This is a genomic window from Chelativorans sp. AA-79, from assembly GCF_029457495.1.
Taxonomy (GTDB): domain Bacteria; phylum Pseudomonadota; class Alphaproteobacteria; order Rhizobiales; family Rhizobiaceae; genus Chelativorans.
Window position 1 is genome coordinate 3,745,200 of the sequence record NZ_CP120361.1, and the last position, 19,126, is coordinate 3,764,325.

The window sequence follows — 19,126 nt, forward strand, 5'->3', positions numbered from 1 at the left end:
TCGCTTTCGTCCAGGTCATGCCCGCCCCAGGGGAAGGAGAGCGCTGGCGTCTCCTTGAAGCCGGCCAGCGCCTATTCTTGCAGAGCCGGGCATCCGTATCGAGCACGTGATGTCGGACAACGGCTCGCACGGAGCACCGATGCGGCCGCTGTTCCCTCGCTGGAATTGCTCAGGCCACGTGCCAGCCGCCGTCCATGGGCAAAGTGGCGCCGGTGAGGTCGGCGGAATGGGGGCCGCAGAGAAAGGCGATCAGGGCACCCACATTCTCCGCTTCGACGAAACGTCCCGTCGGGTGGCGTTTGCGGATATAGGCGCGCTGCGCCTCCGCCTCGGCGACGCCTTCATGCCTGGCAATGGCGGCGATCTTTTCAGCAATCGGCTCCGAAAGCACGGACCCGGGGCAGACGGCGTTGCAGGTCACGCCGGTCTCGGCTGTCTCGATGGCCACGGCCCGGGTGATGCCGAGGAGCGCGGTTTTGCTGGTCACGTAGTCGATGCGCTCAGCCGCGCCGCGGCTGCCATAGATCGAGGAGAGATTGACTATCCTTCCCCAGCCTTTCGCCTTCATGGCGGCAAGCGTGAGCCTGATCAGGTGAAAGGCTGCATTGACGTTCACGGCCATGGAGCGCTCCCAGTCGGTCCCGGGGAAGTCCTCGATGGCGTGGAAATGGCGCACCACGGCATTGTTGACCAGGATGTCGGGATCGCCAAACCCAGCGCGGATGCGCTCCACCATACGCTCTATGCCGTTCGGGTCCGCCAGATCCGTTCCGTCGAAGATGACCCGTCGGCCCGTTTGTTCCGAGAGCCGGTCGACCTTCACCTGCCCTTCCCGCGGGGACACCAACCCGTGGAGGACCACATCGGCACCCTCCTCGGCCAGCCTTGCTGCGATTGCGAAACCGAGGCCGGACACCGAACCGGTGACGAGCGCTCGTCTACCCTGCAACACGGGTGCGGTCATGCGCGCACCTCCGCGCTGCAATCGGCGAAGATACGTCCGCAATCCTCGCTCTCGTCGATGCGCCAAAAGCGTTCGAGCAGGCTGTCCACGTTGCGCAGGCCGACGGACTCGGCGTGCCTGCGGAACTTTTCCGAGAGATCATCGTCGCTCATAGGATTGGCGGCGGAGCCGCGCGCGCCGTCGACCGCGGCGGTGAACACCTTCCCGTCGTTCATTTCCACCCGCATTTGGATGGAATAGATGTCGCGCTCCGCCTCGTCGACGAAGCGGATCTGCGGTCGGCGCCCCTTTGTCTCGGCGACGGCGCCATCGGAAAACTCGGCCACGCCCGCTCTTCCCTTCAAGACGGCGATCGAGAAGGCGTGCTGAGCGCTCACCTGAGAAAGCCGGCCGCTTTCGACGTCCGGCCGGTCCGTGCGCTCGCGCAGAAGCGGATGAGCGTGGATGGTGACCCTCTCGACGGCGGCGGGATCGGCAAGACCCTGCTCGCGCAACTCGAGCGCGGCATCCACCACCGGGTTGAGCACCACACCGACTGGGTAGGGCTTATAGGTGTTGGAGGCGAATTCCCAGCGCTCGCCGAGCCCCTCTGTCACTTCCTCCGGGTTCGGCGTGTCGCTGTAGAGTCTGATGAAGCCGAACTCGCCGTCCAGCACGTCCGCCGGCCCGGTGAACCCCTCCCGTGCAAGATGCGCGGAAATCAGCCCGTTCCGCGCGGCGTTGCCGACGCTGATGCTCTTCGACATCGTCCCCAACGCCTGCACCATGCCGCAGGCCTGCACCGCCGCATTGCCGATCGCGGAGACCGCCGCCCTCTTGTCGAGGCGCAGCAGCGCGCTTGCCGCGATTGCGCTGCCGATCACGCCGCAGGTGGAGGTGATGTGCCAGCCGCGCGCATAGTGGGCGGGCGAGACGGCGTTGCCGATCCGGCATTCGGCCTCGGCGCCCGCAACGAAGGCCGTCAGGAAGGCGCGCCCGCTCGTCCTTTGTTCCTGCGCCAGCGCCATCAAGGCCGGCACGACGGGCGCGGAAGGGTGCATCACCGTGCGCGGATGGGTGTCGTCGTAGTCGTGGATATTGGCCGCCATGGCATTCAGAAAGGCGGCGAGCAGCGGATCGCATCTTTCCGCCCGGCCGACCAGGACGGCATTTCCGGGCGGGCTGTACGAGGAGAGCACCTTGAATGCTTTTTCAATTGCCGCCTCGCGGCAGCCGGCGAAACCGGTGGCCAGAATGTTGACGAGGGCGCGCCGGGCCTGATGGCGCACCGCCTCCGGAATGTCCTCATAGGCAAGGCCGGTCACGAACCGAGCGAGAGTCTCCTCGATGTCGCTCTCGATCTCAGCCATCTACTTGCCCTCCCCCGCGGCCGCGCCGCGCACCTCCACGCCCGCCTGTGCCTCGACCAGTTTGATCACCGTGGTGAGGTCCGCGTCCGCGCCCAGCGTGTCACGCGTTGCGTTCAGCACCTGCTGGACGGCTCTGCCCACCTTCATGTCGACGCCGCGGCGCTCGGCCTCCTCGATGCACAGGCGCGCATCCTTGGCAGACAGGCCGATGGCGAAGCCGAAGTCGAATGAACGCGGCAGAACGTTGTCGGGAATCTTCCTTTCCGTCGCGCTGTTACGGCCGCTGCCGGCATTCAGCACCTCGATCATGCGGTCGGGGTCGAGCCCGCACTTCACGCCCAGCACCAGCGCCTCGCTGGAGATGGTGAGCGCTGTTGTCGACATGAGATTGTTGATGACCTTCATGGACTGGCCCATGCCCGGCTCCGTGCCGACGACGAAGAGCTTTCCCAGAAGCTCCAGCACCGGCCTCAGCGCCTCGACCGCCTCCGCCTCTCCGGCCGCCATAAGGGCGAGCCGGCCGGCCTCCGCCCCGGAGACACCGCCGCTCACGGGGCAATCGACCAGGATCTTGCCTTTTGCCGCAAGCCCGGCCGCCACTTGCGCCTCGGTTTCGGAACCGGTGGTGGAGAGATCGACGATGATACGCGTCCGCTTCGCCGCGGAAAGGCCTCCGTCGCCCAAACAGACCTGCCGGACCACCTCGGGCGTGGGGAGCGACAGGAACACGGCATCTGCCTCCGCGCCGAGTTCGGCAACCGAGGATGCATGCCTGGCACCTGCCCGGACGAGCTCTGCCACAGCATCGTCGTTCGGATCGTGGACCACGAGATCATGGCCTGCCCGCAGAATGTTGAGCGCCATCGGCCGGCCCATATTGCCGAGCCCCACGAACCCGTAGATTGCCTGTCCCATGAATACCTTCTCCGTTGGTGACCGATGCCGTCAGATGCCGGGCGTGGCGCCGCCGTCCACGACTATGGTCGCGCCGTGCACATAGGCCGCCTCGCTGGACGCCAGAAAGCGGACCATGCGGGCAATGTCGTCCGGCTCGCCGAAACGCGCAATGTCCAGCGACTGGCGCAGCCTTTCCTGCGCCTCCTCCAGGCCGATCCCCTCGCGCTCGGCCACGGCCGCGATGCGCTTGCGCAAACGGTCGGTCACGATGTGTCCGGGGCAGACGACGTTGACGCGCGGACGCCCGTCGCGCGATCGCTTGGCAAGGGCCTTGGAGAAATTGATGATGGCCGCATTGACCGGACCGCCGATGGTGAAGGCAGGCTCGGGCGTCTGTGCGCCGACGCCGGAGATGTTGATGATCGCTCCACCGCTTTTTTCCAGATGCGGCCAGGCACTGCGGCAGCTGCGCACCATGCCGTGGTATTTCAGCGCGAAGCCCGAAAGGTGATCCTCGTCGGAGAGCTCCAGAAAATCGCCGCGTTTGGTGTCCCCGGCATTGTTGACGAGCACGTCGAGGCGGCCGAACCGGCCGACCGTCTCTTTCACCATCTCCTGCGGCGCAACAGGCCGGGCCAGGTCGACGGTGATCGCAAGGCTTTCGGGCGCGCCTGTTCTTTCGGCTCGCCCTGCCACATCCTCGAGCGCCGCCCTGTCCCTGGCGGCGAGCGCCACGCGGTAGCCCGCTGCCGCAAAGTTCAGCACGATCGCCCTGCCGAGGCCGCGGCTGGCGCCAGTGATTAGCGCCACCGGGATTCTATCATTGTCCATGGTGCCGATTTCCGTCCCCTGGCGCGTCAAAGGCGCCGTTGCGATCCTCGGGCAGTGTGTGATCGTTGGAGGATGTGTCCCGCTATCACACTAAGCATACTATCATACAATCATGTTGACTGTCAATAATATCCTGGGATAGATGTGCTTGCCGCGCATGTTTCATCCGACAGCGTCGAAAGGCAAAACTGCCAGCCAGGAGGAGCCGACGAGTGCATGTAACCAAAGAGATGGCGGACTATATCGTTGGCAGCCGATTCGAGGATCTGCCGGAGGATGTTGTTGCGGAGGCGCGGCGGGCGATCGTGAATATCGTCGGCTGCGCAATGGGCGGTGCGCCGGAGGAAGGGACCGATATCGCCATCGCGACCTTCTCCCCGTTCTTCGGCAAACCGACGGCCGCGATTGTTGGCCGGCGGGAGAAGGCGGACCCTCTTCATGCCGCGCTCATGAACGGCATCACCTCGCATTTCCACGACTATGACGACACGACGCCGAAAAACTATATCCACGCCAGTTCTCCGGTCGCCTCCGCGCTCTTTGCCTATGCGAGCGCCAATCCCGTCTCGGGACGGGATTTCCTGCACGCCTTCATCCTCGGCTTCGAGGTGACGTCGCGCGTCGGCAATGCGACGTATCCGGCCCACTATGATGCGGGCTGGCACAGCACCGGAACATGCGGCGTCTTTGGCGCCGCCGTCGCCATCGGCAAGCTGCTCGGCCTGGATTCCGGGCAGATGATCCACGCGATCGGGCTTGCCGCCACGCAGGCAGCGGGTCTGCGCGAGATGTTCGGCTCCATGGGCAAGCCTTTCCATCCCGGCCGTGCGGCGCAGAACGGCTACGTGGCCGCTCTTCTCGCGCAGAACGGCTTCACCTCCGGCATCCATCCGCTCGAAGGGCCGCGCGGCTTCGCCGCGGTGCAATCGGCCAGCTATGATCTTTCCAAGCTGACGGACGGCCTCGGCCGCGACTTCGATCTGCGCGAGAATACCTACAAGCCGTTTCCCTGCGGCATCGTCAACCACCCGGCGATAGACGCGGCTATCCAGCTCCACCACGAGCACCGCCTGGCGCCGGGTTCGGTCAAGGCCGTGAGGCTGCGCGTGGCGCCGCTTGTCATGGACCTCTGCGGCAAGCGCGACATCACAAAGGGGCTGCAAGGCAAATTCTCCGTCGTGCACGGCGCGGCGGTCGGTCTCGTGCGCGGCAAGGCGGGCCTGCAGGAATATACCGATGAGGCGGTCAACGACCCGGAGATCCGCCGCGTGCGCGAAAGCGCAGTGGCCGAGGGGGATGCGGCAATCTCCGAGGACGGGGTCGCCATGACGGTAGAATTCCAGGACGGCCGGGTGCTCACCAAGACGCTCACCCATTCGCTCGGCAATCTGGCGCGGCCCCTTTCCAATGCCCAGCTCGAGGAGAAATTCCGCGACCAGGCATGCCGCCTCCTTTCCGCCGAGGACGTCGAGCGTCTGCTCGGCCAATGCTGGGCGATCGCGGAACTGCCGAGCGCCGGCGCGCTGGTCGATGCGTCGGTGCCGGGAGAGGCTTGAAATCGAGTGCAAGGAGATCACGGTCCGTCACAGGTGGCATAGCGCCGAGATGTGCACTATGAAGAGCCGGATCCGAAAAGCTGATTTTGCCATGGACGACCAGAACCTGCAGATCACAAGCCAGCCGACGACGCTGCGGCGCATGGTGGAGGACCGGTTACGCACTGCGATCCTCCGCGGCCGCTTCCAGCCTGGCCAGAGACTGGTCGAGCGGGAACTGTGCGAGCTGATCGGTGTCAGCCGCACCTCCATACGCGAGGCGTTGCGCCAACTCGAGGCCGAAGGGATCGTCGACACGGTCTCGCAGCGCGGCCCGGTCGTGGCAGTCATCGACCTGGAGGAGGCCCGGCAGCTCTATGCGGTGAGGGCACTGCTCGAAGGTTATGCCGGAAGGGAGTTCGCGCGCAACGCGACGGACGAGGAGATCAAGGAACTCAGCGAGGCGGTCGACGCCCTAAAAGCCGATATCGGGAAGGACGATTTCGGTCCGAACATGCTCGGCGCCAAGTCGCGCTTCTATGCGGTCCTGATGCGCGGCAGCCGCAATGTCTTCATCGAGAAGCTGCTCACGACCCTGCACAACCGGATCATGCTCTTGCGGCTGACCACCATGAACCAGCCTGGCCGCGTCCATGAGAGCCTCGCCGAGATCGAGGAAATCCGCAATGCAATAGCGGCACGCGATCCCGAGCGCGCCGAGCGCGCCTGCATCAGGCACATCGAATCCGCCAGCATTGTCGCTATGCGCGTGTTGCAGAAGCAGGAGGGGCGGAAGCAGGGCTAGATGTATGCGTTCCGCCGATATGCAGCGGGACGCATCGGGTGCCGGGGACTGGAGGACGGAATCGGTCCATGACGTGTAGCCGGACCGCGGAACCGCCGCGGCACGAGAGGATGCGTGCGTCCGCACGGGTCAAGGAAGCAGGCGGTGGCCGGCCGGGCGGCCGCACCGCAGCAGGCGCGGCCTGACCATGCCGGACCTGGCGTTGTTCATCCTCGCCGGCCTTCTCGGCGGTGCCGTCAATGCACTGGCGGGCGGCGCCAAGCTGTTCATCTTTCCTCTGCTCATGGCCTCGGGCCTGCCGCCGGTGGTCGCCAATGCCACGAGCACGGTGGCCCTTTGGCCGGCACAGCTTCCGGCCGCCTGGCTCTACCGGCACCTCTTCGCCGGGCGCGCGCTGATCTTCCTCCGCCGCCTCGCCCCTGCGCTTGTGGGAGCACTGATGGGTTCGTTTGCGCTGATCCTGTCCCCGCAGGACGCCTTTCTTGCGGTGGTGCCGTTTCTGCTGGTATTGGCGGTGGTGGCGATTGCGCTTGGAAATCGCCTGGCGCTGCTGGTGAGCCGTCTGGTGGTGGGCCACCGCGGCCGCGGCCTGCTGACGATCCTTCTCATGTTTCTCACCGGGTTCTATGGAGGCTATTTCGCCGCCGGGCTCGGCTTCTTTCTCATCACCGTCCTGACCATGTCGGGTGTGACGTCGATCCGCAGCGCCAATGCGGAGAAGAATCTGAGCGCCTTCTTCATCAACACGACCTCCATCGTGCCCTATTTCCTGTCAGGGCTTGTCGACCTTCCGGCGGCCCTGAGCGTGCTTGCCGGGGGACTGGTGGGCGGCTATTGCGGCGGGTGGCTGAGCGGGTATCTGCCTGAGACGCCGATGCGCATCCTCGTGGCCACACTCGGTCTCGCCCTCACGCTTTCCTTCCTGTTCTGAGGCGGAGCCGGCGTCTGGCGGAATGCAAAAGCCGGCCGGGCGCGGCAGCGCGCCCGGCCAAGAATGGCGGCGGCTATTGCTCGCTCGTTTCTTCCTGCTCCAGGCTATCGAGAATGGCCTGGTAGGTCTCGCGTTCCTTCCGGATCACCTCGCGCGCCTCGGCGAGCCCGCGGAAGGTCATGTCCATGAACCGCGTCTCGCCGACATTCTGGGCCTGCTCGCCTGCGACAGCGGGCTCGAAGGCGGCGGAGATCTTCTCCAGCACCTCCTCAGGCGTACCCGCCGGCGCATGCAGCGAGATATGGCTGGTCACACCGAAGGGAAAGCCCATGTCGCCCATGGAAATCAAGTCTGGCGCAACCTTCAGCCGGCCATGCGAGGCCGCGAACAGGGCCTTCGCGTCGCCGGCATTGACGAGCGGGGCCCAGGAACCGCCGGAGAAGGAGACGTCGACATCGCCCGACAGCACGGCCTGGACGGCGCCGTTCCCGCCGCTGACGGGCAGCGGCAGCAGTTCTATTCCCCGTTCCTTGGCGATGTACTGCATCAGGAGGCGGTCGATGGCCAGCTGGCTGGCATAGGTCATCGGCCGGTTCTCGTTCTTGACGAGGTCGACCAACTCGTCGAGCGTGCCGAAGGGCATGTCCTTGTTGGCGAAGACGGCGTTCTGGAACTCACCCAAAATGGCGACGTGCTCGAAATCGTCGATGTCGTAGGCGGTTCTTTCCACGAGCGGCGCCAAGGTGATGGAAGTGGAGTTCGTGGCGAGCAGCGTATAGCCATCCGCATCCCGGCTCATCACCTGCGTCGCCGCCACGCCACCGCCTGCGCCGCCGACATTCTGCACGAGGATGTTCTGGCCGAGCTCGCGGCTGAGAATCTCGGTCATGGCGCGGATGGCGGAGTCCGTGCCGCCTCCAGCAGGGTAAGCGACTACGATGGTGATGTCGTCCTGGGGCCATTCCTGCGCCTCGGCCGGTACCGTCCACGACGAGGCGAGCGCAAACACGCCCGCACCCGCCGCTGCTGCCATGGCGATGAGATTCGTTCGTCTTGTCATTCCGATCATCGGGCATTCCTCCCTTCCAAGTTTCTTGATGGTTTCTTCAGCCGGTATCCGGCTGGCTCCTTCCCATCGAGCGCAAACCTTTCACAGTGAAGCGCCAGATGGAAAAAACGGACAGCAGCAGGAAGGCGATCGCGATCGGATGGTCGAGCAGGATCGCCGCATTGCCGCCGGAAAGAATAAGCGACTGCCGGATCGTCAGCTCGGCCATCGGGCCGAGAACGTAACCGACGACGAAGGTGACGAAGGAGAAGTCCAGCTTCTTCATGAAATATCCAAAGAAGCCGAACACCAGCATCAGATAGACGCCGAACATGCCGCCGCCTTCCATATAGGCGCCGACGATGCACAGAAAGATGATAACGGGGTAGATGACGGTCTCGCGCACCCGGATGATCATCCGGAACAGATACTGGCCGGAGAGCCCGACGAAGAGCAGCGCGACCGCGGCCATGATCATGCCGATATAGATCGAGAAAACGATCTCGCCGTTCTCGCGGAAGAGGAACGGACCGGGCGTCAGCCCGTGCATCATGAAAGCGCCCATGAGAAGCGCCGTCGACAGGCTTCCCGGCACGCCGATCGCGAAGACTGGGATGAGGGCGGCGGGAACCGTTGCATTGTCGGCGGCCTCGGACGCGGCGACGCCTTCCGGCGCGCCGTGGCCGAAAAGCTCCGGATTGCGCGAGCCGTTGCGCACCCAGGTATAGGACAGGAACGAGGCGAGCGTCGCGCCCAGGCCAGGCAGAAGGCCGATGCCGGTGCCCACCAGCGAGCCGCGCATCACGGCGCCGGAAACACGCTTCAGCTCAGGTCGCGACATTTTCGAGCCGGCGGCCCGCTCGGCGTCCAGCCTCGCCCGCGGTACGGCATGGGACCCGCGCCAGCCATTGTCGATCTGGATCAGGATTTCCGAAAGCGCGAGAGTGCCGATCGCCACCGCCAGGAGCGGAATCCCGTCATAAAGCTCCACCATGCCGAAAGTAAGCCGGGGCAAGCCGGTCTCCGAATCGATACCCGGCGCGGAAAGAAGCAACCCCAAAAAACCGGCGATCAGCGCCTTGAAGAAGGAATCGCCGGAGACGGCCGCAATGAAGGTGATGGAGAATATGAGAATCGATGCCAGTTCGATCGGGCCGAGCCCGATGGCGAAGCGGGCCATCGGTTGGGCGAGCGCGATCAGTATCAGCGTGGCGAAGACGTCGCCGGCGACCGAGGCATAGACGGCGATGTTCAGCGCCTTCCTGGCCTCTCCCTTGCGGCTCATCGGATAGCCGTCATAGGTGGTGACCACCGAGGATGGCTCGCCCGGCACGTTGAGCAGAATGGCCGACACGGCCGAGCCGGCCGCACCCCCCTTGTTGATGCCTATCAGGAAGGAGAGCGCCATGGCCGGCGACATGGCGAAGGTGAAGGGAATGGCCACAGCGATCGCCGTCGTCCGGTTCATCCCCGGCAGGGCGCCCACGAGATAGCCCAGCAGCACCCCGAGCAGCACATAGGCGAAAACAAGGAACGTGAGCGTCTCGGAAATGGCAACGGTGATGTTGTCGATCATGGCGGCTCAGTCACGGAAGCGGCGTGCGCAATACATGGATCGCGAGGAAGTAAACGGCCGCTACCGGCAGGGTCGAGGTCGCGAGGATGCGCAGGAGATTGCGCTCGCCGAGAAAGACCATGAACCCGGCTATCAGCAACGGGCCGCCGACGATGATGTTGAGCAGATCGATGATGATCACGCCGGTCACAACCAGCGCCATGGAGGAAGCGAACATCAGAAGGTTCCAGCCGGTAATCGGGACCGGCCGCCGCTCGGCCCCGCTACGTATGCGGTAAGCCGCATGGATCGCCAGCCCGGCCGCGCAGACCACCATTCCCGTCGACAGAAGCGTCGGAAAGAATGTCGGCGGCAAACCGAAATGCATCCCATCCTCGGTCGCCATCGGAATGACCAGGAAGATGAGGAGGAACCCGAAAAGAACCAGCCCGACACCGCACAGCAGGTCGACTCTATGCATATCCACGACCTCCTCCCGACCCGTTTCCGTATGGTTCCCTGGATGGCCTGCCGGTTGTCCCGGTAAGCCGCTTTACCCTAACGATGCATGCTTGTCTGTCAATATTCAGATAATACAATCATACGCTAGGCGCAGCTTTGCCTCGTGCCGGCGCGAGGCGATATGCCGGTCGGAGGCCCCCACCGCGACGAGCCAGTACTGGCGGAGGCAGGAGGGAGAGCAGCTCGCGCACTCACGAGAACTCATCGAAAAAAGGAGGATGGGACAGACGTGACGAAGCCTATCGGAATGCCGGGTCGGCCAGCGACCTGCACCATGATCTCACGTCTCTTGCACAGAAAAGCGCCCAAGGAGTATGACGATACGACGAAATCCATTATGCTGGACAGGCCTATGCCTGTGGGGAATAATCGGCAAACGGAACTTGAACAGGATAGCCGAATTGTCTGTCGGCATCTGCCTGACGTCACGGATACGGAAAGGCCTGCAGAGAGCATGACTGGAGTGAAAGCGTCCGATCAGGAGTTTCTCGTCCCCCGGCCCGCTGCGACTCTGCGTCATGGTGTGACGGAGAGCATACGCCAAGCGATCGCGGCTGGGCGGTTCAGGCCCGGGGAAAGAATGCCCGAGCGGGATCTCTGCCAGCTGACCGGCGTCAGCAGGACCTTGGTGCGCGAGGCCCTGCGGCAGCTTGAATCGGAAGGCCTGATCGAAGTGATCGCGCACAAGGGGCCGGTCGTCTCCCGCATCACCGCCGCCCAGGCAATCGGCGTGTACCAGGTGCGCGAGGTGCTGGAGGGGCTTGCTGCCCAGCTCTTCGCGGAGCATGCCTCGGTCGAGGATCGGCAGGCGCTGCATGCAGCCTTCACAGAAGTCAAGCGGGCGGATGCCGCTGCCAAGCGGATCGCCCTGAAGAACAAATTCTACGAGTGCCTCGTCGCGGGTACCGGAAATGAGGCGCTCGGCAAGACCCTGTACCTCCTGAACGCGCGCACCATGCTGCTGCGCGCGCAGTCCCTCCAGGCGCCGAACCGCTGGAACCAAAGCCTGAAGGAGCTGGAGGCTCTGGTTGCGGCGCTCGACGAGCGCGACGCGGAGAAGGCACGCTCACTTGCCGTCAACCATGTGCGCCGGGCAGCAGCCGCGGCCATGCATACCTTCTCGATGGATGCCCGCCAGAGCAAGAAGCAGGGGTCGGCAGCCTGACACGCATCCGTCCCCTCGAAGGGCCGTCCCCTTGCCGGCTTGCGCCAGCGGCATGACCATGCGCGAATCCGTCCGCAGCGGGATTGTATTATCGTAACATAATCGCTATTCTCGCTTCGGGTTGCGGCGCCGGCGCGGCCGCAAGAGGCACAAGTCACCTCCTGCTGCCCGGATCGGCCGCCGATCTTCCCGCCTGCCCCGCTTCCGGCGCGTCCACCAGCGGTATCGCGGTGAGGCGAGTGACGGGATTGCGCAATCTGGAGGTAACTGTGAGCGAGACACTCGGATTCATCGGCTTGGGCAATATGGGAAGCCCCATGGCCCAGAATATCATGAAGGCCGGCTTTTCCATCATCGTCCACGACGCACGGGAGAGCGCGGTGGAGGGCTTCGTGAAGCAGGGCGCCAAGTCCGCTGCCTCGCCGTCCGAGCTTGCTTCCACCGTCGAGACCATTTTCCTTTCCCTGCCGACCCCGCCGATCGTCGAGGCCGTGGCGCTCGGCGAGAACGGGATCGCCTCGGGCAGCAGCATCAAGCGGGTGGTGGACCTTTCCACGACCGGCCCCAAGATGGCCGCGAGCATCGCGGAGCGGCTGAAGGAACGCGGAATCCGTTGGATTGACTCGCCCATCAGCGGCGGCGTCGGCGGCGCCAGGGCAGGGACGGTGGCGGTCATGTTCTCCGGCTCGCATGAGGACTACAGCGAGCTCACGCCCGTGCTCGAGGCGATCGGCAAGCCCTTCTATGTGAGCGACACGCCGGGGCTCGCCCAGACCATGAAGCTCGTCAACAACATGCTTTCGGCGGCCGCCATGGTGCTCAGTTCCGAAGCAATCGTCATGGGAGCGAAAGCAGGCCTCGACCCGAAGATCATGGTTGACGTCATCAATGCCGGCAGCGGGCGCAATACCGCCACCATGCAGAAGTTTCCGAACTCCATCCTGCCGCGCACTTTCGATTATGGCTTCGCGACAGGGCTGATGCACAAGGATGTGCAGCTCTTCATGCAGGAAGCGGAGCGCATGGGCCTGTCGCTAGAGGCCTGCAGGACCGTGCTTGACGCTTGGCAGAAGGCCGTCGACGAGCTCGGTCCGGACTCCGATTTCACCAGGATCGTCACCCTCGAGGAGGAGAAATACGGGGTCGAGATCAGGGACCGCTCGGGCGGGAACGACTGATCCGCGTTCTCGTAATACAATCATATTGACTTCATCCGGGCTGCGTGGTGAAGTTCAGCGACTGCATTTTGCGCGGAAAATGTCGTGCCGCGCAGCAAGCTGCTCGTGATGCATACCGACGGAAGCGCGATCCTTCCCGTTGGCTCAGCGCCAACTGCGCGGCCAATGCACATGCGCAACCGGCCTGTTGACTGGGCAATGCGGTGGCGTGTTGCGCCGTGCGTGGCGATCGGGCGGAAGACTGAGGAGAGAAATATGGAAATCATACCCTGTGGCTCCAGGCCATCACGGCGCGCTCCCGCGAGCGCCTTCACCGGCACTGTCTGGCAGGATCCGGTCATAGAAGCACCCGAGCCGGCGTTGTTGAAATCGAATGTGGTCACCTTCGAGCCGGGGGCACGCACGGCGTGGCACACGCATCCGATGGGCCAGACGCTTTTCGTGACGGCGGGTATGGGGCGGATCCAGGCGTGGGGCGGCCCGATCCGGGAAATCAAGGCAGGCGACGTGGTCTGGATCCCGCCTGGTGAAAAGCACTGGCACGGTGCGGCCCCCGACAACATGATGACGCACATATCCATGCAGGAGGGCCATGACGGGTTCGTGGTGGAGTGGCTGGAGCACGTCACCGACGAGCAATATGCCGGCGGCTGAGCCTGCCGCGTCCGCCGCAGCACAGCCCAGCGCCCGGATCGCACGGGCGCTCTTCGGTCGATGTGCAGGGCGGTCTGGCTAGCGGGGGAGGTGCTGCGGGGCAGGTAAGTGCGGCGAGCTGCGTGCGAGGAGGAGCAATGACGAACTTTCCGGACGAAGGCTGGATGGAAGCCTTCAGGGAGACCGTGGGCCGGGATCCGGAGCTTGCCGTCATCAGCAAGTGGTTCGACGTGGATATGGGCCTTACTTTCGGCGAACGTCGCTATGCCCTGCGGGTGCGCAAGGGCCGGATCGAGGAAATCATCCCCTCGCCTCGCTTCGACACGCGCACGCAGTTCCAGATAAGGGGCCCGATGGATCTTTGGAAGCGTTTTCTCTCCGAGACGCCGCCGCCGCTTTATCACGATATCTTCGCCATGATCATGCGCGTGCCGGAATTCGTGCTGGAGGGCGACACGCTGGTCGCCATGCAGAACGCGCGAGCGTTGCACCGGATGATGAGCCTGATGCGCAGCGTGGGGAAGCAACATGCCTGAATTCGAGCCCATCACCGGCCGCTATATGAAGGTGTCGATCAAAGGAAAGGAGCATCGCGTCTTCGTCGAGGAGGCGGGCCAGGGAATTCCGCTGATCTGCCTGCACACGGCTGGCGCTGACAGCCGGCAGTACCGCCATCTCATGAACGACAAGGAGGTGACGGACCGCTTCCGCGTCATCTGCTTCGACATGCCGTGGCACGGCCGCTCCGATCCGCCGACCGGGTGGTGGCTGCAGGCCTACGAGTTGACGACGGAGGATTACCTGGCGGCGATCGAAGCTGTATGGCGGGCGCTCGGGGTCGAGCGTCCGGTCTTCATGGGCTGTTCGATGGGCGGCGCGATCATGCTGAGGGTCGCAAGCGAGTTCCAGGACGAGATCCGCGGCGTCATCGGATTGGAAAGTGCAGCCTATGCGCCTGGACGCTACAACGAGTTTCTCCATCACCCGGCCGTCCATGGAGGCGAGCTGGTGGCAACCTACACGTGGGGTCTCAACGCGCCTCAGAGCCCGGAGGCGGGCAAGCGCGACAACTGGTGGTACTATGCCCAGTCTGGCCCCGGGGTGTATCGCGGTGACGTCATGTTCTACAGTTTCGATTTCGACGCGCGCGAGCACATCAGGGGAATAGATACGTCCAAGTGCAAGGTAAGCCTGCTCACGGGCAGTTACGACTATTCCTGCACGCCCGCCATGACCGAGGCCGTCGCCAAGGAGATCCGCGGCTGCCGCTATACGGAAATGGAGAATATCGGGCATTTTCCGATGATCGAAAATTATGAGCTCTTCCGCACATATCTGATGCCGGAGCTCGACTTCATGGCAGCCGACTGACTGGCGGACACGATCGGGGCAGCGGAGTTCCGCCACGCGGCGACCCTGCCGCACAACAACACCTCCCGATCGTTGCCGCATGTCAGGCTGCCGAAACATCAGACGGAGGGAACGCTATGTCGCCTGAACCCTATGAAGTCTTCGCCGTCCGCTATGCGCACAACCCGGCAGCGCGGTCAGCCCACAATTTCGTCGGCGGAGACCCGCATGACGTGCCAATGCCCCTCGATTATTTCGTCTGGGCGATCAGGGGCAACGGGCGCACTTTCATCGTCGATACGGGGTTCGACGAGGCGATGGCGAGGAAGCGCCAGCGGGATTTCCTGCGTTCTCCGGGCGAAGGCCTGAAGGCCATCGGCATCAACCCCGATTCGATCGAGGACGTGATCCTCACGCACATGCACTACGACCATTGTGGCAATTACAACCTCTTCCCGAACGCGAAATATCATCTTCAAGATATTGAAATGGCTTATTGCACCGGCCGGTGCATGTGCCATTCGGCATTGAAGGCGCCGTTCGAGGAAGAGGACGTCGTCGCCATGGTCCGGAAGGTCTTTGCCGGCCGCGTCAAATTTCATGACGGCGCCGCGGAGCTTGCTCCGGGCATTTCGGTTCATCATGTCGGTGGCCACAGCAAGGGGCTGCAGGTCGTGCGCGTGTGGACCCGGCGCGGCTGGCTCGTCGTGGCTTCGGACGCCAGCCATTTCTACGCCAATATGGAACAAGGCCGTGCGTTTCCCATCATGCACAGCCTAGCCAACACGCTCGAAGGCTATGAACGGCTGTGGGAACTGGCCAGCGATCGGTCGAACGTGATTCCGGGCCATGATCCCATCATCCTCGACCGCTATCCCGCCGCCGCCCAAGGGCTCGAAGGCGTGGTGGTACGGCTCGACGCCGATCCGAACGCCTAAGCAGAAAGCGCGGCATCCAACCCAAATGCCGCGCCCAACCGCCGTCGAGTCTCCCCTATAGGCCCAGATAGGCCTCGCGGACCTTCGGGTTTTCCCGCAGGGCCTGGGACGTATCGCTCAGCACGATCCGGCCGGATTCCAGTACATAGCCGCGTGATGCTACGGACAGCGCGAGCGCAGTGTTTTGCTCCACCAGCAGGATGGAAGTGCCGCTCTCGTGAATCTTCACCAGCGCATCGTGCACCTGGTCAACGACAATGGGAGCGAGGCCATGGCTCGGCTCGTCAAGGATGAGCATCCGCATGCCGAGCATCATCGCGCGACCAAGTGCGACCATCTGCTGCTCGCCGCCGGAGAGTGTCCCTGCGCGCTGGTTTCGTCTTTCCTTCAGGCGCGGGAAGAGATCGAAGCATTCCTCCAGCCGCCGCGCGTGTCCGGGATCGCGCCGCACCGGGTAGGCTCCAAGCATGAGGTTCTCCTCGACGGTCATATCCGGGAAGAGATGGCGGCTTTCGGGAACATGGGCGATGCCGAGCTTCGGCACCTCGTAAGGCTGGAGCTGCATGAGATCGGTTCCGCCGAAGACGATCCTGCCGCGCGAGCGCGGGACCAGGCGCGAGATGGTGCGCAGGAGCGTGCTCTTGCCCGCCGTGTTGGCGCCGATGACGCAGACGAACTCCCCTTCCCTCACCTCCAGCGAAATCCCGTGCAGCACCTCACCGTCATAGCCGGCGTAAAGGTCCTCTATAGAAAGCAGCGGCTCGCCCGGCACGTGCCTAACCTCCCTCATGCGTATTCTCGGCCCAGATAAGCGCGAACGACTTCCTGATTCCGAGATATCTCCTCCGGCGAGCCTTCGGCGATTTTCCTGCCGAAAGTCAGGACCACGATGCGCTCGCACAGCGACATGATGGCGTGCATATGGTGCTCCACCACGACCACGGTCAGGCCGTCCTCCCGCAGCGAGCGGATGAGTGCCATGATCTCCTCCATTTCAACGCGGTTGAGCGCGGCCATCACCTCGTCGAGCAGCAGGACCTTCGGGCGCGTCGCAAGGCTGCGCGCCACCTCGACTCGGGCGCGCTCGGGAAAGGAAAGATCGCTCGCCGCCTTCTCCGCCACGCCGGCAAGCCCCACCCGCTCCAGGCAGGTTCGCGCGATGGCACGGGCGTCGGTGACGTTCTCGCGCAGAAGGGCCCCGATCAACACGTTGTCGAGCACCGAGGTCTCCGCAAAGAGCGCGACGTTCTGGAAGGTCTTGGTCATGCCGCGCTCAGCTATGCGATGCGGCTTGAGGCCCGTGATGTTCTCGTCCTCCAGGCGCACGGTACCGGCCGTGGGTTTATGCAGGCCGACGAGCGTGTTGAAGAGCGTAGACTTGCCTGCCCCGTTTGGACCGATCAGCCCGACAATTTCCCCCTTCGCGACGTCGAAGGAAACGTCGTCCAGCGCATGCAGCCCGCCGAAGCGCTTACTGATCCCGCGAATCTCTAGGATTGGTCCGCTCATGCCCCGCCGCCTTTTCTGAAGCGTGCCGCTCCGTCCCTGATCAGCACCAGAATGCCGCGTGGCTGAATCAGGATCACAACAATCAGCACAAGACCGAAGGCAAGTTGGGACAGGCCCGCCATCTGGGAGGAAAGATAGCTGTTGGCGAGTTCCTCGACGGGGATGATGAAGAAAGCGCCGACGATGGGCCCCATTACCGTCCCCGTGCCGCCAAGAATCGTCACGATCGCCGCACGGATGGAGACCGGTACGATCCCGAATACGGCATCCGGATCGAAGAAGTAATTGAACTGCGCGTAGAGCGTGCCGAGGACCGCTGTCAGCGCGGCCGAGACGACTGCTGCGATGATCTTCACTCGCGTCGTGTCGACGCCGATGACTTCGGCCGCCTCGACATTCTCCTTTACCGCCCGGAGCCGGTAGCCGAGCGCGCTGTGGCGGATGGCAAGAAAGACGCAGGAGATGAGCACGAGCGCCCCGAGAATGATGTAGTAGTAGGGCAAGGTGCTCCTGAACTGGAGGAGCGCGAAGCTATCCTCCATCGCGAAGGGCACCGAGAGGCCGACAGGACCGCCCGTCACATCTGACCAGGAGATCGCGATGATGCGCAGCACCTCGCCGAAGGCAAGGGTGGCGAGCGCGAAATAGTGTCCTCGCAGGCGCATGGTCGGGAAGCTCAGCAGATAGGCGGCAATCGCCGCGACCAACGCCCCCGCGAACATGCCGAGCCATGGCGAGACGCTGAAATGGATCAGCAGCAGCGTTGACGTGTAGGCACCCAGGCCGAAGAAGGCCGCATGGCCGAGCGAAATCTGGTTGGCCAGTCCGCCGACGATGTTCCAGGCCTGGCCCAATGCCGCAAAGAGCAGCGCCAGCGTCAGCACCCGGATCGCATAGCCGAACGGGTCGAGAAAGAGTGGCACGGCGGCAGCCACCGCGACCGCCGCCACTCCGGCGATCCACCACCTCATCGGACATCTCCGAGAAGGCCGTTCGGACGCAGCGCCAGCATTGTGATGAAGACGATGAAGAGCACCAGGTTCTGGAGCTGGATCGGGAAGAACAGCGTCGAGACCGACTGGATAACGCCAACCGTCAACCCGCCCACGACCGCGCCCGCCACGCTGCCGAGGCCTCCCAGCACCACCACCGTGAACATCAGCACCACAAATTGCTGGCCGACCGTCGGATGCACGGTGAAGTAGGGCAGGATCACTGCACCGCCAAAAGCCGTCAGCCCCACGCCGAGACCGAAGGCGATCTGGCGCATCCGGTCGGCGTTGATGCCCATCAGGTGGGCTGCCATCGGATCCTGGGCGGTCGCCCGCATGGCGCGCCCATACCAGGTCCTGTTGGTGAAGAGCCAGAGCGCGACACCGCACAGGAGAGACATCAGGAAGGCCGCGAGATACGGCGCACTGATGAAAAGCGGACCTACCCGCAGCGCCATCGTCTGATACGCCGTCGAAACGGAGCGGAAATCCGAGCCGAAGGCGATCAGGGCAAGATTCTCTATGACGATGAGGAGACCCACCGTCACGAAGATCTGGGCCAGCGGCGGTGCGTTGAGCACACGCTGAATGAGGGTCCGTTGCACCAGAACGCCCAAGCCGAAGATCAGCGCGAAAGAAAGAAAGGAGCCAATAAGGGGATCGAGCCCGAGCAACTGCCAGGCGAAATAGGCGATGAACATACCGAGCATGAGGAACTCGGCCTGGGCGAAATTGATGATGCCCATCACGCCGAAGACGAGGGTGAGGCCTATGGAGATGACGGCGTAGACGCCGCCGATCATCAGCCCGTCGATTACAGCTTGAACGAAGGTCACCGAAACACTCCGAAGACGACGAAGTTCGATTGTCGTACGCAACCGCTCCCGCGCCGGGCGCGCGGGA

20 protein-coding genes are annotated in these 19,126 nt (G+C 63.8%); 9 read left to right on the forward strand and 11 right to left on the reverse strand.

Annotated elements, in window-relative coordinates; translation table 11 throughout:
* Nucleotides 1-169: 169 nt before the first annotated feature.
* From PVE73_RS18425 to PVE73_RS18440, 4 genes are read right to left on the reverse strand one after another with little or no spacing between them, the layout of a single operon-like run.
* Complete coding sequence (locus PVE73_RS18425) at nucleotides 170-964, reverse strand: SDR family oxidoreductase (protein ID WP_277363634.1); 795 nt, start codon at nucleotides 962-964, stop codon at nucleotides 170-172.
* Complete coding sequence (locus tag PVE73_RS18430) at nucleotides 961-2,313, reverse strand: MmgE/PrpD family protein (RefSeq protein WP_277363635.1); 1,353 nt, start codon at nucleotides 2,311-2,313, stop codon at nucleotides 961-963. The genes PVE73_RS18425 and PVE73_RS18430 overlap by 4 nt, the downstream gene beginning before the upstream one ends.
* On the reverse strand, nucleotides 2,314-3,228 hold the full coding sequence (locus tag PVE73_RS18435; RefSeq protein WP_277363636.1) for an NAD(P)-dependent oxidoreductase: 915 nt from the start codon (nucleotides 3,226-3,228) through the stop codon (nucleotides 2,314-2,316). It lies immediately after the preceding gene.
* 30 nt (nucleotides 3,229-3,258) lie between these two features.
* Nucleotides 3,259-4,041: an SDR family oxidoreductase gene (locus PVE73_RS18440; RefSeq protein ID WP_277363637.1), complete on the reverse strand. Its 783-nt coding sequence runs from the start codon at nucleotides 4,039-4,041 to the stop codon at nucleotides 3,259-3,261.
* Between the two features lie 212 nt (nucleotides 4,042-4,253).
* On the opposite strand from PVE73_RS18440, the gene PVE73_RS18445 reads away from it, so the two are divergent.
* The 3 genes from PVE73_RS18445 to PVE73_RS18455 all read left to right on the forward strand — a co-directional run bounded on the left by PVE73_RS18445 (nucleotide 4,254) and on the right by PVE73_RS18455 (nucleotide 7,312).
* Complete coding sequence (locus tag PVE73_RS18445; RefSeq protein WP_277363638.1) at nucleotides 4,254-5,597, forward strand: MmgE/PrpD family protein; 1,344 nt, start codon at nucleotides 4,254-4,256, stop codon at nucleotides 5,595-5,597.
* Nucleotides 5,598-5,688: 91 nt separating this feature from the next.
* Nucleotides 5,689-6,381 carry a GntR family transcriptional regulator gene (locus PVE73_RS18450; RefSeq protein WP_277363639.1) on the forward strand — a complete coding sequence of 231 codons (693 nt, stop codon included), beginning with the start codon at nucleotides 5,689-5,691 and terminating at the stop codon, nucleotides 6,379-6,381.
* Nucleotides 6,382-6,568: 187 nt separating this feature from the next.
* Entirely contained in the window at nucleotides 6,569-7,312 is a 744-nt protein-coding gene (locus PVE73_RS18455) for a sulfite exporter TauE/SafE family protein (protein WP_277363640.1), read from the forward strand.
* A 73-nt stretch (nucleotides 7,313-7,385) separates the two neighbouring features.
* On the opposite strand, the gene PVE73_RS18460 is transcribed toward PVE73_RS18455, so the two are convergent.
* The 3 genes from PVE73_RS18460 to PVE73_RS18470 are packed head-to-tail and all read right to left on the reverse strand — an operon-like array spanning nucleotide 7,386 to nucleotide 10,396.
* Nucleotides 7,386-8,372: a tripartite tricarboxylate transporter substrate binding protein gene (locus PVE73_RS18460; RefSeq protein ID WP_277363641.1), complete on the reverse strand. Its 987-nt coding sequence runs from the start codon at nucleotides 8,370-8,372 to the stop codon at nucleotides 7,386-7,388.
* 46 nt (nucleotides 8,373-8,418) lie between these two features.
* Nucleotides 8,419-9,936: a tripartite tricarboxylate transporter permease gene (locus PVE73_RS18465; protein WP_277363642.1), complete on the reverse strand. Its 1,518-nt coding sequence runs from the start codon at nucleotides 9,934-9,936 to the stop codon at nucleotides 8,419-8,421.
* Nucleotides 9,937-9,946: 10 nt separating this feature from the next.
* Entirely contained in the window at nucleotides 9,947-10,396 is a 450-nt protein-coding gene (locus PVE73_RS18470) for a tripartite tricarboxylate transporter TctB family protein (protein WP_277367505.1), read from the reverse strand.
* A 621-nt stretch (nucleotides 10,397-11,017) separates the two neighbouring features.
* Here PVE73_RS18470 and PVE73_RS18475 point away from each other — a divergent pair.
* From PVE73_RS18475 to PVE73_RS18500, 6 genes are all read left to right on the forward strand, one after another.
* Nucleotides 11,018-11,602: a GntR family transcriptional regulator gene (locus tag PVE73_RS18475; RefSeq protein ID WP_277363643.1), complete on the forward strand. Its 585-nt coding sequence runs from the start codon at nucleotides 11,018-11,020 to the stop codon at nucleotides 11,600-11,602.
* A gap of 269 nt (nucleotides 11,603-11,871) precedes the next feature.
* Nucleotides 11,872-12,780 (forward strand): NAD(P)-dependent oxidoreductase, encoded by a 909-nt coding sequence (locus PVE73_RS18480; RefSeq protein ID WP_277363644.1) that lies wholly within the window; start codon nucleotides 11,872-11,874, stop codon nucleotides 12,778-12,780.
* Between the two features lie 255 nt (nucleotides 12,781-13,035).
* On the forward strand, nucleotides 13,036-13,434 hold the full coding sequence (locus PVE73_RS18485) for a cupin domain-containing protein (protein WP_277363645.1): 399 nt from the start codon (nucleotides 13,036-13,038) through the stop codon (nucleotides 13,432-13,434).
* Nucleotides 13,435-13,571: 137 nt separating this feature from the next.
* Nucleotides 13,572-13,970, forward strand: coding sequence for a hypothetical protein (locus PVE73_RS18490; RefSeq protein WP_277363646.1), 399 nt, complete (start codon nucleotides 13,572-13,574; stop codon nucleotides 13,968-13,970).
* On the forward strand, nucleotides 13,963-14,805 hold the full coding sequence (locus PVE73_RS18495; RefSeq protein ID WP_277363647.1) for an alpha/beta hydrolase: 843 nt from the start codon (nucleotides 13,963-13,965) through the stop codon (nucleotides 14,803-14,805). The genes PVE73_RS18490 and PVE73_RS18495 overlap by 8 nt, the downstream gene beginning before the upstream one ends.
* A gap of 116 nt (nucleotides 14,806-14,921) precedes the next feature.
* A complete protein-coding gene (locus tag PVE73_RS18500) occupies nucleotides 14,922-15,722 on the forward strand; it encodes an N-acyl homoserine lactonase family protein (protein WP_277363648.1) in 801 nt (266 codons plus the stop codon).
* A gap of 55 nt (nucleotides 15,723-15,777) precedes the next feature.
* Here PVE73_RS18500 and PVE73_RS18505 read toward each other — a convergent pair whose 3' ends face one another.
* The 4 genes from PVE73_RS18505 to PVE73_RS18520 are packed head-to-tail and all read right to left on the reverse strand — an operon-like array spanning nucleotide 15,778 to nucleotide 19,059.
* Entirely contained in the window at nucleotides 15,778-16,479 is a 702-nt protein-coding gene (locus tag PVE73_RS18505; RefSeq protein WP_277367506.1) for an ABC transporter ATP-binding protein, read from the reverse strand.
* A 29-nt stretch (nucleotides 16,480-16,508) separates the two neighbouring features.
* The gene (locus PVE73_RS18510) at nucleotides 16,509-17,231 is read right to left on the reverse strand and encodes an ABC transporter ATP-binding protein (RefSeq protein ID WP_277363649.1); all 723 of its coding nucleotides are present in this window, start codon (nucleotides 17,229-17,231) and stop codon (nucleotides 16,509-16,511) included.
* A complete protein-coding gene (locus PVE73_RS18515) occupies nucleotides 17,228-18,202 on the reverse strand; it encodes a branched-chain amino acid ABC transporter permease (RefSeq protein WP_277363650.1) in 975 nt (324 codons plus the stop codon). The genes PVE73_RS18510 and PVE73_RS18515 overlap by 4 nt, the downstream gene beginning before the upstream one ends.
* A complete protein-coding gene (locus PVE73_RS18520) occupies nucleotides 18,199-19,059 on the reverse strand; it encodes a branched-chain amino acid ABC transporter permease (protein ID WP_277363651.1) in 861 nt (286 codons plus the stop codon). The genes PVE73_RS18515 and PVE73_RS18520 overlap by 4 nt, the downstream gene beginning before the upstream one ends.
* Between the last annotated feature and the right edge of the window lie 67 nt (nucleotides 19,060-19,126).

What these genes read in the sequence shown, in the direction of transcription:
- PVE73_RS18475 (WP_277363643.1), top strand. Translation starts at nt 11,018, where the DNA reads ATGCCCGAGCGGGATCTCTGCCAGCTGACCGGCGTCAGCAGGACCTTG.
- PVE73_RS18460 (WP_277363641.1), bottom strand. Translation starts at nt 8,372, where the DNA reads ATGACAAGACGAACGAATCTCATCGCCATGGCAGCAGCGGCGGGTGCG.
- PVE73_RS18465 (WP_277363642.1), bottom strand. Translation starts at nt 9,936, where the DNA reads ATGATCGACAACATCACCGTTGCCATTTCCGAGACGCTCACGTTCCTT.
- PVE73_RS18425 (WP_277363634.1), bottom strand. Translation starts at nt 964, where the DNA reads ATGACCGCACCCGTGTTGCAGGGTAGACGAGCGCTCGTCACCGGTTCG.
- PVE73_RS18435 (WP_277363636.1), bottom strand. Translation starts at nt 3,228, where the DNA reads ATGGGACAGGCAATCTACGGGTTCGTGGGGCTCGGCAATATGGGCCGG.
- PVE73_RS18510 (WP_277363649.1), bottom strand. Translation starts at nt 17,231, where the DNA reads ATGAGCGGACCAATCCTAGAGATTCGCGGGATCAGTAAGCGCTTCGGC.
- PVE73_RS18455 (WP_277363640.1), top strand. Translation starts at nt 6,569, where the DNA reads ATGCCGGACCTGGCGTTGTTCATCCTCGCCGGCCTTCTCGGCGGTGCC.
- PVE73_RS18470 (WP_277367505.1), bottom strand. Translation starts at nt 10,396, where the DNA reads ATGCATAGAGTCGACCTGCTGTGCGGTGTCGGGCTGGTTCTTTTCGGG.
- PVE73_RS18490 (WP_277363646.1), top strand. Translation starts at nt 13,572, where the DNA reads ATGACGAACTTTCCGGACGAAGGCTGGATGGAAGCCTTCAGGGAGACC.
- PVE73_RS18440 (WP_277363637.1), bottom strand. Translation starts at nt 4,041, where the DNA reads ATGGACAATGATAGAATCCCGGTGGCGCTAATCACTGGCGCCAGCCGC.
- PVE73_RS18515 (WP_277363650.1), bottom strand. Translation starts at nt 18,202, where the DNA reads ATGAGGTGGTGGATCGCCGGAGTGGCGGCGGTCGCGGTGGCTGCCGCC.
- PVE73_RS18430 (WP_277363635.1), bottom strand. Translation starts at nt 2,313, where the DNA reads ATGGCTGAGATCGAGAGCGACATCGAGGAGACTCTCGCTCGGTTCGTG.
- PVE73_RS18450 (WP_277363639.1), top strand. Translation starts at nt 5,689, where the DNA reads ATGGACGACCAGAACCTGCAGATCACAAGCCAGCCGACGACGCTGCGG.
- PVE73_RS18485 (WP_277363645.1), top strand. Translation starts at nt 13,036, where the DNA reads ATGGAAATCATACCCTGTGGCTCCAGGCCATCACGGCGCGCTCCCGCG.
- PVE73_RS18500 (WP_277363648.1), top strand. Translation starts at nt 14,922, where the DNA reads ATGTCGCCTGAACCCTATGAAGTCTTCGCCGTCCGCTATGCGCACAAC.
- PVE73_RS18495 (WP_277363647.1), top strand. Translation starts at nt 13,963, where the DNA reads ATGCCTGAATTCGAGCCCATCACCGGCCGCTATATGAAGGTGTCGATC.